Origin of the sequence: Vibrio sp. YT-16, from assembly GCF_033337405.1 — a bacterium.
GTDB lineage: Bacteria > Pseudomonadota > Gammaproteobacteria > Enterobacterales > Vibrionaceae > Vibrio > Vibrio alginolyticus.
In genome coordinates this window covers 399,423-413,079 of record NZ_JAWOQQ010000002.1, presented here as the reverse complement: position 1 = coordinate 413,079, position 13,657 = coordinate 399,423, and the positions used below count along the sequence as shown (strand labels likewise).

The 13,657-nt window shown below is 42.9% G+C and carries 12 protein-coding genes and 1 tRNA gene; 5 read left to right on the top strand and 8 right to left on the bottom strand.

What is annotated here, in order from left to right; all coding sequences use genetic code 11:
- Positions 1 to 26: 26 nt before the first annotated feature.
- The 5 genes from rbsK to rbsD all read right to left on the bottom strand — a co-directional run bounded on the left by rbsK (position 27) and on the right by rbsD (position 5,061).
- Complete coding sequence (gene rbsK, locus R7F07_RS05155) at positions 27 to 944, bottom strand: ribokinase (protein ID WP_318110453.1); 918 nt, start codon at positions 942 to 944, stop codon at positions 27 to 29.
- A gap of 222 nt (positions 945 to 1,166) precedes the next feature.
- Positions 1,167 to 2,045 (bottom strand): ribose ABC transporter substrate-binding protein RbsB, encoded by an 879-nt coding sequence (gene rbsB / locus R7F07_RS05150; RefSeq protein ID WP_005373143.1) that lies wholly within the window; start codon positions 2,043 to 2,045, stop codon positions 1,167 to 1,169.
- Between the two features lie 87 nt (positions 2,046 to 2,132).
- On the bottom strand, positions 2,133 to 3,116 hold the full coding sequence (rbsC, locus tag R7F07_RS05145; protein ID WP_025767873.1) for a ribose ABC transporter permease: 984 nt from the start codon (positions 3,114 to 3,116) through the stop codon (positions 2,133 to 2,135).
- Positions 3,113 to 4,618, bottom strand: a complete 1,506-nt coding sequence (rbsA, locus tag R7F07_RS05140; protein ID WP_005373147.1) for a ribose ABC transporter ATP-binding protein RbsA — start codon at positions 4,616 to 4,618, stop codon at positions 3,113 to 3,115. The genes rbsC and rbsA overlap by 4 nt, the downstream gene beginning before the upstream one ends.
- 23 nt (positions 4,619 to 4,641) lie before the next feature.
- Positions 4,642 to 5,061 (bottom strand): D-ribose pyranase, encoded by a 420-nt coding sequence (gene rbsD / locus R7F07_RS05135; RefSeq protein WP_005382620.1) that lies wholly within the window; start codon positions 5,059 to 5,061, stop codon positions 4,642 to 4,644.
- A gap of 473 nt (positions 5,062 to 5,534) precedes the next feature.
- On the opposite strand from rbsD, the gene R7F07_RS05130 reads away from it, so the two are divergent.
- On the top strand, positions 5,535 to 7,895 hold the full coding sequence (locus tag R7F07_RS05130) for an EAL domain-containing protein (RefSeq protein WP_171343172.1): 2,361 nt from the start codon (positions 5,535 to 5,537) through the stop codon (positions 7,893 to 7,895).
- A 139-nt stretch (positions 7,896 to 8,034) separates the two neighbouring features.
- Here R7F07_RS05130 and R7F07_RS05125 read toward each other — a convergent pair whose 3' ends face one another.
- A complete protein-coding gene (locus R7F07_RS05125; protein WP_171343171.1) occupies positions 8,035 to 8,610 on the bottom strand; it encodes an imm11 family protein in 576 nt (191 codons plus the stop codon).
- Positions 8,611 to 9,473: 863 nt separating this feature from the next.
- On the opposite strand from R7F07_RS05125, the gene R7F07_RS05120 reads away from it, so the two are divergent.
- From R7F07_RS05120 to R7F07_RS05110, 3 genes are all read left to right on the top strand, one after another.
- The gene (locus tag R7F07_RS05120) at positions 9,474 to 10,115 is read left to right on the top strand and encodes a murein L,D-transpeptidase catalytic domain family protein (protein WP_017633652.1); all 642 of its coding nucleotides are present in this window, start codon (positions 9,474 to 9,476) and stop codon (positions 10,113 to 10,115) included.
- A 326-nt stretch (positions 10,116 to 10,441) separates the two neighbouring features.
- Positions 10,442 to 10,900 carry a hypothetical protein gene (locus R7F07_RS05115; RefSeq protein WP_017633653.1) on the top strand — a complete coding sequence of 153 codons (459 nt, stop codon included), beginning with the start codon at positions 10,442 to 10,444 and terminating at the stop codon, positions 10,898 to 10,900.
- 86 nt (positions 10,901 to 10,986) lie between these two features.
- The gene (locus tag R7F07_RS05110; protein WP_005373158.1) at positions 10,987 to 11,310 is read left to right on the top strand and encodes a hypothetical protein; all 324 of its coding nucleotides are present in this window, start codon (positions 10,987 to 10,989) and stop codon (positions 11,308 to 11,310) included.
- Positions 11,311 to 11,435: 125 nt separating this feature from the next.
- Here the strand turns inward: R7F07_RS05110 and R7F07_RS05105 are convergent, their stop codons facing one another.
- The gene (locus tag R7F07_RS05105; protein WP_054577812.1) at positions 11,436 to 12,116 is read right to left on the bottom strand and encodes a DedA family protein; all 681 of its coding nucleotides are present in this window, start codon (positions 12,114 to 12,116) and stop codon (positions 11,436 to 11,438) included.
- A 575-nt stretch (positions 12,117 to 12,691) separates the two neighbouring features.
- The gene (locus tag R7F07_RS05100; protein WP_053304498.1) at positions 12,692 to 13,210 is read right to left on the bottom strand and encodes a DUF4136 domain-containing protein; all 519 of its coding nucleotides are present in this window, start codon (positions 13,208 to 13,210) and stop codon (positions 12,692 to 12,694) included.
- Between the two features lie 371 nt (positions 13,211 to 13,581).
- On the opposite strand from R7F07_RS05100, the gene R7F07_RS05095 reads away from it, so the two are divergent.
- Positions 13,582 to 13,656, top strand: a tRNA-Gly gene (locus R7F07_RS05095).
- Position 13,657: the final 1 nt, after the last annotated feature.

Below are 13,657 nucleotides of genomic sequence, written 5' to 3'. Positions count from 1 at the left end.
CCTATTTTAATGAGGCGTTGTGCGCCTTATTGTTCAGCGAGAAACGCGTCCACCTCTTCGCGGGTTGGAATCGACGTTTGCGCGCCAAAGCGGGTCACAGAAATTGCAGCCGCCGCATGTGCAAACTTAATCGCTGATTCTAAAGGTAAATCTTCTAGGAGACCAGTGACGAATGCCCCATTAAATGTATCGCCCGCTGCGGTAGTATCCGTCGCTTCAACGCGGAAACCCGAGATGATTTCGCCTCGACCGTTTTGGCTTAGCCAAACGCCTTTTGCACCGAGTGTGATCATGACAATTTCTATACCTTTACCATGTAGCACATTCGCCGCTTCTTGCGCGCTTTCGTTGTCTGTTACAGTAATACCTGTCAGAACTTCAGCTTCGGTTTCATTTGGCGTAATCACGTCAATGCAAGACAGTAATTCATCAGACAATTCACGAGCTGGCGCAGGGTTCAAAATTACGTTGGTTTTGGCATCTTTCGCGATTCGCGCGGCTTTCTCAATGCCGCACATCGGCGTTTCCAATTGCATTAGCAAGTAATCTGCTTGGCGAATACGCTCTAAATCTGGCTCAATCGCTTCTGCTGTCAGTTTGGCGTTCGCTTCAGCTGAAATGCAAATGCTGTTCTCACCACTGTCCGACACTTGAATCATCGCGATACCTGTCGGGCAATTTGGCTGCATCTTCACACCAGTGATATCGATGCCATCCATTTTGAAGTTTTCGCGAATGTTAATGCCGAATGAGTCGTCGCCCACACAAGCGATAAAACCGATGTCTGCATTTAATCGCGCCGCCGCGACGGCTTGGTTGGCACCTTTGCCACCTGGGATAACTTGATAGTTGCGACCATGCAGCGTCTCGCCTGCGCGAGGGAAAGAAGGCACTTGAAGAACATGGTCAGCGTTTACACTACCTAACACCACTAACTTATTCATACGGTTATCCTCGGTTCTGAATGAACCCTTTTTAAAAACTGTTTAGGAAAATACATTAGATGACTTTAACTTCTCTTCCTGACGAAGGAGTCTCGACAAAAAGCCAAAGGCATCTATACCCCACACTTTGCAGTATTTTGGGTAAGCTTGCCCTCACCTCCTAAACGACAGATATAAACGGAGGAGAGAGCAAAAATTAGGATGATTTATTGAACTTAAAACTTACTTAGTGACTACTTTTAGTGGCACTGGGATGTACTCTTCTACTTCTTCACCTTTCAAAACTTTGTCAGCCGTTTCAACACCTAAAGCACCGATAAGGTCTGGTTGCTGAGCAATAGTTGCCGCTAGTTTGCCACGGTTAACTGCTGCAATGCCGTCTTCCGTACCATCAAAACCAACGATAACGACATCTTTGCCAGAAGCTTGAACTGCGCGAAGTGCACCTAGCGCCATTTCATCATTCTGTGCAAATACCGCTTGTACATCCGGGTTAGCCGCTAGCAGGTTTTCCATTACGTTTAGACCTTTCGTGCGGTCAAAGTCAGCCGGTTGGCTAGCAAGAAGATCCATATCGCTGCCCTTCACGGCATTCATAAAGCCTTCACCGCGCTCACGCGCTGCCGATGTGCCTGCAATACCTTCAAGTTGAATGACTTTTGCTTTTTCGCCGACTTTTTCCATGATGTAGTGGCCTGCCATTTCACCACCAATTACGTTGTCCGACGCGATGTGACTCACGACTTCACCACGGCTTGCACCACGGTCTAATGTCAACACAGGGATCTTAGAACGGTTCGCCATACGAATTGCATTAGACACTGCATCAGAATCCGTTGGGTTGATAAGAATTGCTTTTACGCCGCGAATACTTAAATCCTCGATGTTCGACAGTTCTTTACTCGGGTCATTTTGCGAGTCCAGTACAATTAAGTCGTACCCCAATTCTTTCGCTTTTGCTTCCGCACCGTCTTTCATCGTTACGAAGAACGGGTTGTTTAGCGTCGAAACCACAATCGCCATGGTATCTTGAGCTTGCGCCGCTACCGATACGGTTGAAGAAAGAAGTGCAGCAGAGATAAGAGTTGCAAGTTTTTTCATCGTTCTAGTCCTTTGTGTAGGGTGAGCCAGTACACGTCCCCTGACTCGGTTTGTATTCACTGTTTTATATATACAGATTGTTATGAATTACTTGTTTTTGTTGTCTACCAATACCGCAAGCAAGATAACCACTGCTTTTGCAATCATTTGGTAGTAGGAAGAAACATCAAGTAGGTTAAGTGCATTGTTCAAGAAACCGATGATCAGCGCACCAATCAAGGTACCCATGATACGACCTTTACCGCCCATCAAGCTGGTACCGCCAAGAACAACCGCTGCGATAGCGTCTAGCTCGTAGCCCATACCCGCTGTTGGCTGCGCCGAAGAAAGACGAGACGTTACAATAATGCCTGCAAGCGCTGCTAACATACCGCAGATGGCGTAGACACCAATCTTCACTCGGTCTACATTGATACCTGATAGGCGAGTCGCAGACTCATTGCCGCCTAGTGCGTAAACATAGCGACCAAAGCGCGTGTGGTTAAGTAAATACCAAGCCGCTGCAAACACAACCACCATTAACCAAACAGGAACCGGAATGCCTAGCGCGTAGCCAGTACCAAACCATGCGAACGCATCCGCGGTGTCAGTAAAGCCTGTCGAGATTGGTCGACCTTCGGTGTACACCATGGTCACACCACGTAGTAACGTCATGGTAACCAGCGTAGCGATAAATGCCTGCACCTTGCCCTTCGCAATAATGATACCGCTGATCGCACCTAACGCTGCGCCCGCAAGTAAAGCAGTGGGAACCGCCACCAGCACCGGGACTTCAAGCGCAATCATGCTTGCCGCAAAGGCACCACACAACGCCAATACCGAACCAACACTTAAGTCGATGCCTGCTGTTAAAATAACTAATGTCATACCCACTGCGATAATGGCATTCACGGAGGTTTGACGAAGAATGTTGAGAATGTTGTCGACCGTAAAGAAGTTCGGGTTCAAAAATGACACAACAACGATCAGAAAGATCAGAGCTATCAGTGATTTTTGTTCAATCAGCCACTCTTTTGTGAACAACTTCTTGTTGCCAGTTTCGGTTGGTTTGCTCATGGTATTCGTACTCATGCTGCTTCCTCATTGATCTCTTTGCCTACGGCACAGGCGAGTAATTTTTCTTGATCGGCGTCTTTCGCATCAAATTCGCCAGTGATACGACCTTCATGCATCACTAAAATACGGTCGCTCATGCCGAGCACTTCAGGCATCTCGGAAGAAACCAAGATGATGCTCATGCCTTCGGCCTTAAACTTGTTGATGAGCTGATAAATCTCTTTTTTTGCTCCGACATCAACACCACGTGTCGGCTCATCCAGAATCAGAACTTTAGGCTTCGTCATTAACCCTTTCGCTATCGCAACTTTTTGCTGGTTACCACCAGATAAGTTGCCGATGATTTGATCTCGCGTTGGGGTTTTAATGTTGAATAACTTAATAAAATCTTCCACAGCAATCACTTCGTCGCTGTGTTGAATCTGGAAGCCTTTGGTCAGCTGGTTTAGCGAACAAAGTGACATGTTCTCCTTAACCGAAAGACCTAAAACCAAACCATCGCCTTTGCGATCTTCAGAGATGTAAGCGATACCATTTGCCAAACCATCTTGCGGGCTAACCGGGTTAATAGTTTTGTTATCAAGATTGATAACACCATGCTCACTAGGTAATGCGCCGTAAATGACTTTCATGAGTTCAGTGCGGCCTGCGCCCATCAAGCCAGAAATTCCAAGAATCTCACCACGCTTGAGAGTAAAGCTCACATCCTGAACGCCAGACCCAGTCAAACCAATGACTTCAAGACAAGTTTCGCCATGTTGGACATCAATACGTGGATATTGCTCTTCTAATTTTCGGCCAACCATCATTTCAATTAGGCCATCTTCATCAGTGTCGGACACCTTGCACTCACCGATAAACTTACCATCACGAAGCACGGTAATGTCGTCACAGATTTCAAAGATTTCTTTAAGACGATGCGAGATGTATACGATGCCGCATCCTTGCTCGCGAAGCTCATTAATCACTTTAAATAGTGATTCCGTTTCGGTATCGGTCAATGCGTCCGTTGGCTCATCCATAATGATGACTTTCGACTCAAACGAAAGTGCCTTTGCAATTTCCACCATTTGTTGTTCACCAAGGCTTAAATCGCCAAGCAATGTTTTTGATGAGTGCTTTACATTCAGACGTTTTAAAAGCTTGTCAGCTTCGTCATACATTTTGCCCCACTGGATACGCCCTAAGGAGCCAGTGAACTCTCGTCCCAAGTAAATATTTTCGGCAATCGTCAGTTCAGGAATCAGGTTCAGCTCTTGGTGAATAATGCTAATACCAGCTTCCTGTGAATCGCGTGGCCCTTTAAAGGCCGCCGGCTGACCTTGATATTGAATGCTCCCCGCATCCATGTGGTAAATGCCTGTCAACACCTTCATTAACGTTGACTTGCCTGCTCCATTTTCACCCATCAGCGCCATAACACGGCCTGGATAAACATTCAGGCTTGCTTTGTCGAGTGCTTTTACGCCCGGAAACGCCTTCTCAATTTCGCTTAGTTGTAGAATGGCTTGAGTCATAATCTGTCCTCAATATCTCTGGCTTAAAAAACCACGCCCGCTTGGAAAATAACGTTCGCATATGGCGAGCATTCGCCCGTTCTTACGATAGCGCGACTTTGGGCCGTGCGTGCTTTAAACGCTTCATGTGACACGTAGCTCACCTCAATAGATTTGCCCGTTTCTTCACTCTCTTTGCTCAGTTCGTTGAGCAACGCTTCATGCAAAACTGGGCTTGCATCAGAGAACTCTTCCGCAATGATGACCCCTTCGATTTGGGACTCAGATAGAATTACGCGAACAGTATCAAGAAAACTTGGTACCCCATGCGTTAGCGCCAAATCGATTCGCTGAACATGCTCTGGGATTGGTAGACCAGCATCACATATCGTGATCTCGTCGGTGTGGCCTAGCGTCGCCACCAAGTAAGAAATATCTGAGTTAATTAGGGTACTTTTTTTCATCTCATCGACCTTTCGGTTACACGTTCATACAACCATGAGCGCCTGTTTTAAAGTGTTTTCGTTATTAACAGAAAACTCATCGAAACGTTTCGATAGAATAATAATTCGTCATCGCAATTTGACCAGTGTGAGATCGATAAGGTGTGAGAATGATCTGTAATTCAATTGTCATTGAATAGGAAAAGTGCACTTGAGTCACACTTTACCATCGAAACGTTTCGATGACGGTATTTCCCTGTCATTACGGTTAGGTTTTATACAGGGAGGAAGGAAAAGGGACGTCCAACTACTGAGAAAACCTCTAGTTAATAAGCTCGAAACCTTTCACGTCATCACAATTCTTAGATAGCTGCCTGATTTTGGAGAACGCTCACCTTACAATCTGGTTACAATTTGCCAAAACACATCATCCGTTCAGTACCTTACCTGGTACGCGACGTTTGTAGGGACACAAACGGAAACTAAGAACCATAATGAAGTTAAGCAATAGAGTCATTTTGCTTGTCGCGCCAGTGATCTTATTAAGCGCGTTAGTATCTAGCTATATTATTTATAGCATTCAAAAAGTGACGCTCATCAAGCGGGAAGATAGCTATATTCAGTTGCAAATGGAAAAGCTCGCCGGGCAGTTTCGACAAGCGAATATTTTTCTTAATAGTTATGCCTATACGCTCAGTAAAAGTGATGTATTACAAGACTATTTGGTTAATCATAACAACCCCTATCGTGAGCGAGTCTTGTTTAATCGATTAGACGAGACCGCTGAAGTATTAAGCCATGGTTACAAAGGCGATGCGAGCATGGCGATCCTCGACGGCAAACAAAACCTTCTCTACTACACAGAAAACAAATATTACGAATCATCAGGTGTGGTCGACCCAAAGGTGTTAGAGTACATATCACGAAGTTTCAATGAGAGAGAGGCTTTCAGTCACACTGGCTTTATTTATAACTCCAGTGGACAAAGCATTCTTCTTCAATATGAGGTCGTCGACAAAAGAACGGGGACTCACCCTTTGAGCTTTGACTCAAAAAATGTGTTTTTTGTGGTAGTTTCCGTATCACTTGAAGCCTTTAACGAGATTAAGCATGACATCGAGTTTGACACGCACAGCGTGATTACTTTCGCCGACAAACCCATTTATCTTGATATTCCTCTCGCTCAAACCATTGAGCTGCTGCCGCACTTTTATGCCGTGCTTTCTCCTGCCGAATATTTAATGTGGAATAAAGTCGATAAAGTGTGGCTAGAACTTGCTTTCTCCTTTGGCGTAGCGGCGTTTTTCACTATCACATTAATCATTTTGGTGTTGTACCGCTATGTGTTGCGCCCTGTTTCTCGCCTTGATAAGCAGCTGAACGAACTTGAATCTAATCAACGTGACAATATTGAAAAGCTAGAAACAAACGATGAAATAGGACGCCTCTCTGCACGCTTTTTTGATATGTATGAGGAACTTAATGTCATCTATAAAAAGACAAAACGCCTAGCTGAAACGGATCACCTGACGCAACTCGCCAATCGCCATCGTTTTCATGAGATTGCCACTCGTGAACTTATCTCCCCTTCGCAGTTTCTGTGGGTTGTTTACGTCGATCTTGATAACTTTAAATACGTGAATGATAAATACGGGCATGAATTGGGAGATAACTTATTAAAAGTGTTCTCATCACACATCAAGAATGCTTGTCAAAAGTTCTCGCACGATTACAACAGCCCCTGCTTTGCCGCCAGGTTGTCTGGTGACGAATTTGCAATTTTGCTGAGCTCAAATCAAGAGGTAAAACGCTTGCCTGATTTGCTTGCATCAGAGTTACTAAAACCGATTAGTAATCTCAGTTCATCTTGGAGTAATTCATTTCCCGTTACGGCAAGCGTAGGTATTGCACAATATCCTCAAGACGGTACTGACATCGCGAAGTTACTCTCCAGTGCCGATGCGGCTATGTATCAAGCAAAACGGGCAGGGAAAAATCAATACGCCTATTATTCAGCCGCTCTCAATATTGAGTCTCAAAGACGAAGTCAGCTTGAACGTGCGCTCCGAAAAAGCAATGTAGAGGAAGAATTCCACCTTGTTTTTCAACCCTATATGAACAATCGAAGCAATGAAATTGAGGGGTTAGAAGTCTTGTTGCGCTGGGAAGCCGAAGGTATCGGCCCTATCCCCCCAAAGGAGTTTATTCCAATTGCAGAGCAAGCCGGATTATTTGATAAAATTGACCGCTGGGTTTTCGCCAATGCAACGGCGGAATACCATCAATTAAGGAATATTTTCGGTAAGGATATTGTTCTTTCGGTCAATCTTTCATCAGCAGAGCTAAACTCGATAGAAATGGCAAACTACATCCATGAACAAGCGACACTGCACAGTGTTAAACCAGAATGTATTGAGATAGAAATAACCGAAACCTTTGCCGCAGAACAACAAGGCACGGCTCTACTTGATGAGCTATCAAAACGTGGCTACCGTCTTGCAATTGATGACTTTGGTTCTGGTTACACATCGTTAACTCAGCTCGTTCAGTATCCGGTTCAAAAAATCAAATTTGATCGAGAGTTCCTCGTTACATTGATGAACACCAACAACGGCCATGTGATCAAACCTATTATTGAGCTATGCCATGCCCAAAATAAAACGGTTACAGCAGAAGGTATTGAACACAATATGATGCATGAATGGCTATCGGCATACCGCTGCGACTATATGCAAGGCTATTTATTTGGCAAACCAATGACTAAAGAACAATTGAGCTTGTGGTGGCAATCGGCAAATGACGACAGTCGATTTGATGCGTCCATGGTCAGCTCAATTAGGGTTTCAAGAACATAAGTTAAGGGGAGACGTACAGCAGTCACAACTGTGGCGGCTGTATTTAGCTGTATATGAGCTTCATTGATAGATGCTCAGCTTTTGTTCCCCCATACCTATATCTATGACTTTAGTTGAGTAAATCACTATTTATTCGTTTTTAAACCAGCACTTCCTTGAAATCCAAACCGGTCAAATTCAGCGCTTTGACGCTATCGTACAAGCCACCTTTTTTGTCCGTGCAAAACGTTCTGAGCCCAGCACCTTTTACTCTGAACAAGTCAGATTCATTAACGGCTTCTCTATTCAAAACGAGTTTCTTAAACGGTCTAGCACGACTTAGCTTACCATGACGAAGATTATACTCGGTAGCAGAGGTATCAATGGCATCAATTTGAGTGACAATGTTTAATGCTCGCCAAGGCTTTCCTTGTAGATTTAATGGTAAAAATTCGACATTCTCGCTCAACACATCGAGCTTATCCGCAATAGAAGCGGATACAGCAAGAGTAAAAGATCCCCATGCTGCAATATCAGGCCTGGGCAATGGCTTTTCACCCATAACGTCTAACCATTCAATATCAATACTTTTCCAACTGGCTTTAACAGACTCTCCATAGAGTTGGATAGGTTTGCTTGCCGTTACTTGAAGAGACATTTCCAATGGCGACTCTTGCAACATTGCAAAATCATTAACATTGGGAGAGACAATAAACACTTTATTAAATGCTGTCATAACCGTCCTTAAATAAATTCTAGCGCTTTTCTTAATGAGATGAGCGCTTTCACACCAAACCAAACCAAACCAAACCAAGCATAATAGATAGAGTTTAATTTCATGTTCAAAAATTTAATGAATTAAGATCTGGCGTTCTTATCTTTTAATTTCGAAGTTTTATTATTTATATATTTTAATCCACACGATAGAATTATTTTTTCAATTTTTACTATGTACCCTTCCTTATGTAATCGAATAAATTAGAAAATAAACAGTAGCACGCGTCACTTCACTTTTGTTGAGCTCATCACCCTCACTTAAATGATACATTCACAAGTTCAATTTTTGTACGACTTAGACTTAGCTTTGTCAATCGTGAATTAAAAACAACCGATTCACCGTTGTTTTACTGCCTTTTCTTACCACCCTGTTGTTTATTCATACATTATAAATGCATTTATACACATAACGATCCGGCGTTACGATTTGTTACGAGTTAAATCACAAACTTTTGAGGTATTGGATAAAGTGTAGAAAAAGAAAACACATTGAAATAAAAAGAGTTTCTAAAGTACGAAAAATAAAACGCCGTTTTTATAAATTAGCAACTTCACAAATATCCTTAAACACAGTTTTATTAATTACATATATCAGATATTATTTACGCCGAAGTTTATAGAAACCATCGTTAAACTTCATATTTTATATAAGTTTCAATCAGTTAGTTTTTAACTCGAAAACTTATCGTCAACCCAATATCAAGCACCTAAGCGTGCAATAAGAAACATTGGGAATAGAATTATATTGATGTGCATGTTGTTTTAACGAATGCATGAAGCAATCGGTAAATTTGTAACACCATAGAGTTTTATTTAGCCAAGATGAAAAAATTAATTATATTATTTACATGTGCGCTGTTGTCTGTATCACCTTTTGCTTTTGCAAAACAATCAGATAACGAACCCAGGGATCATTTACGACCAAAGCAAGTTGAACATGTGTTTAAACAAGCCAAGCTAGATGGCATAGTAGACTTTAAGTTGTTCAGTGACGCTTACATCGCTTATCAGAAGACACCCGATAGAAAGAAGTCGGTACTAACGATCATCGACTATAGTAAACCATCAACTGAAAAGCGTTTTTATGTGGTGGATTTAGATAAAAAGAAGCTAATCTACAATACGTATGTTTCTCACGGCGTGAACAGCGGAAAGAAAACAGCGACACAGTTTTCAAATGTCGTGAACTCGCGAAAAACATCATTGGGCACTTTTTTGACTGATACCACTTACTACGGCTCAAATGGCTATTCACTTCGATTAGATGGGCTAAGCTCTGGATTAAACGACAAAGCTCGCGAGCGTTACATTGTCGTGCACGGTGCCGATTACGCAAACCCTTCCTTCATCAAGAAGAATGGATACCTCGGACGCAGTTGGGGTTGCCCTGCTTTGCCAGAGAAGTTGTCTCGCGAGATCATTGACACCATAAAAGGCGGCAGCGTTATTTACGCAAGCGCATAATATCGATGCGACACATATGGGGAAGAAAAAGAAGATTCTATTTCTTCCCTAGTAATAATCCTGTTAGCTTAATCGTCCTGTGCAACGACTCTCTTTCCATTTTCGCTTACTCGAAAGCGAAAATTATTGTGTTATTCGCTGATATACCTAAGTGCGATCAGAAAACTCTGTTCATCCCCCTTCCATCTCGTTAGTATACGCTGAGTTGATCAGACACTGGCTTTCATCGTTATCATAGTTCCACTAAGATTCCTTAATCATGGTGGGTAACTGTGGCTTTATATGTTTAGGGTTACTTCTTGCGTTATCTACACCGTATATTATTGATGCTTTCTTTGTCCCTGCTCTCAGGGCTCATCACAGCTTCATATGCGCATGAGTGGCACCACACCAAACATTACACTTCCGAGCGCCTACTTAAACTCTCTCAACAGGACGATTTTGAGCTAGCACACACTGATTTTCATGCCTCAGCTTCTCTGAGCTCTTGGGGTTCAGAAAGTTACTACCTACATATAAAGCGCGAGTTGTTCGGGCTTGTCTCCTGTCGCCGAACATCAGCTACTGATGGCGTTTTATCATCAGATTTTACTCCTGATTATTTTTTACTTATTGCTTTCTCTTCTCCACCACTACTGGAGTTGGCAAAACAAGCATCTCGCTTACCTCTAGACAGTTATGGCGGACTCATGAGTCAACGCTCTCTTTATCGCCTCTCAGGAAGAAAGGAAGCGAACTTAATGTACGTCTTTACTCATGGTCGCAACGCCTTCTCTGTTGTTTAACTTTTTATGACATACAGAGAACACGAAAATGTAACGATAAGAACCAATATGCTCATTGTTACTAGAACCAATTTGAGGTCCATATAATGACAAGAATCGCTACAACCATCGCACTAGCATTACTATTTGCAGCGGGCTCAACCTTAGCAAACACAGAAACTAAGCCAGAAGAAATGAGTAACGACACTCTGTTAGAGTGTGCCAACGTTTCTAACGCACGTATTGCAGTTCCGGAACACAGAGCGATGTTCAGACACTACTTAATGTCTGAGAGAGACTACAGCTTTGACCAGCTATCGTCTGCCGAACTTGAATTTAAAGCAGCAGATAAGAATGAGTCTGAAGTAGAGAACATCTACAAGTCTCAGTGCAAAGAAGTTGGCGAATACCTATATAGCATTGGCTATTAAATTCGAAACCCTAACGACACTCAAAAAGAAAGGCGCAATGTATGCGCCTTTCTTTTTACTGACAAAAACCTGTCGATTAGAGGTCTAATCTGCATACAAGCTTAAAAGTGCAAATCAAAGTAAACTTATTGGGAAAACTCTGACACATCCTTGGGTTTACAGGTCGCTCGACGTGCTTTAACAAACAAGAAACTAAGCACTCCAATCACAAGAGTAATTATTGGTGCCGCCATTAATAGCATTGTGATTGCTTTGCTCATATTTTCTGGTAGCAAAGGAAGTAATGAACCAAAACCGCATAATATCAGCGTCCATAAAATCGCACTCAGCCACGCAAAGTAATGGAATTTACTAATACGTTTCACTCGCAACCCCATCATTAATGGCAATAGGGAACGAACAACCGGAATAAACCGCGCGCACAAAAGCGCAACCAATCCATGTTTACTGAGTAATACGTCGACTTGTTCCAAACGCTTTTGAGGAACCGCACTCACCCAGCCTTGAACCTTAGGTAAGCGATTTAGCCACTTGCCTTGTAAATAAGCCGCCCAACTTCCCAACCCCGCACTAACAGCTATCACCAACATGATCATAATTGGGTCAAGGACGCCAACCGCCGCCAGCGTACCGGATAATACGACGACACTGTCGCATGGGAAAGGTGCAGCAGGAATAAAACCACTTTCCAAAAAGATACTCACAGCAACAACAAAATAAACCAAACCTGCACTGCCTGGCGCCATTAACGCCGTGAAATCTTGATGCCAAAAAGCACTCAAGACCTGAATGATCGAATCAAACATAAACCGCTCCTAAGCATAATTAACCAAAAGTTGCAAAAACATGGAATGTGTTAGCGAGCATGTATAAAGCGGTATATGAAATTCGATTCTTTTCTCACGCCTATTCTGTATTTAGAGTGAGTAAAAATACATTCAATACAACAATCTAAAGCCTCATTACCGATGCGTTTTAGCCGCTTCATCGAGTAAATTTCCGAACGATGCGCCCACCATGTTACATCAAGCATTTCAAACCATTCGGGTTCTACATCGTCGTTCGAGCTCATTTCCTTAGCATGGCTAACCCTCAATACATTCCGGCTGTTTAAACTCGGAAAGTCTTGTTGTATTGAAGAGATGGGATGTTCTGAAAAGTGCTTCGACTTAGCGTCAACAGCGATATTCTGGTTATGAACGGAAAGAAAATTTGGGTGTGAGTGCGCAAGGCTCATGCTCGGAGCCAACAAGCAGAAAAGTAGTCCGAGTAAAGCAATCAGAGTCGTACGCACAAAGGTAACCAGAACCAAAATGATAAGTTCTTTTAACCCTGTGCGTAACTATTGGCAATTAGTATTCTTAATCGTTAAGAATACTAATTATTTTTCACCGTAAGGGTAGCTTTCAAACATCTTCGCGATTTCTTCTTGGATGAGAGATTCTCTTTTCTCAGAGCTCATTGACTCAGACAGTTTACGACTTGAAACGCCTTTCCAAACGACTTGATTAGCCTTTGCATCAACCAGTTCAACCACCAACTTCCCATACTTACGCTCTTTATATCTTTCTGGGCTTGAAGTGATCACACCAAAGCTATTCCAGCCATAGCCAAAGCTCACCGACGATCCTGAAGAAACAAGCTCGGATTCTTCTACGATATCATGATGTACGTAAAGGTCACCGCCACTATTTACCTTATTTAAACCCTTACCCTCAAGCTGTTCAGCAAGCCCTTGCTCAATACGTCGACCATCAATACTGGTAGGAGCTTCCGCCTGAGCACCGAAGTCAAACGTTCTGTAAGCTGAAAAGTCGGCTTGTTTATCTACATCGGTTGTCACGGTCGTACAAGCAGATACCAGCATCACCACCAACCCTAATATCAAACCTCTCATCATGTTAAATCTCCTTTGGTTAAGCTGACTGTTTCAGCAGAATTACCCTGTGTTATACATACGCATCAACAGTAAAAAGTAATCATTTCAATATCTAGTCTTGACCATGAAACGTGACTGTTCAATAAACGAGATTAACCTTTGCACAAAAAATCTTGAATATCATCAACATCTAAACACCTAAGAATTCGGTGTTTACGACCTAATTGGAAGCCTCTAGGCTTAGTAACGAAATCGCGAGTGCCACAAAAAACCAGAGACAATGAACACTTTAACATCAGTCCGCTACTTTTTTAGGCAACTGACAAACATTTGATGAGAAAAGACTTTTCTTTTTCGTCCAGTGTGGCATATTAACCGAGTCCTATCGATGCGCGGGCATCGTATAATGGCTATTACCTCAGCCTTCCAAGCTGATGATGCGGGTTCGATTCCCGCTGCCCGCTCCAA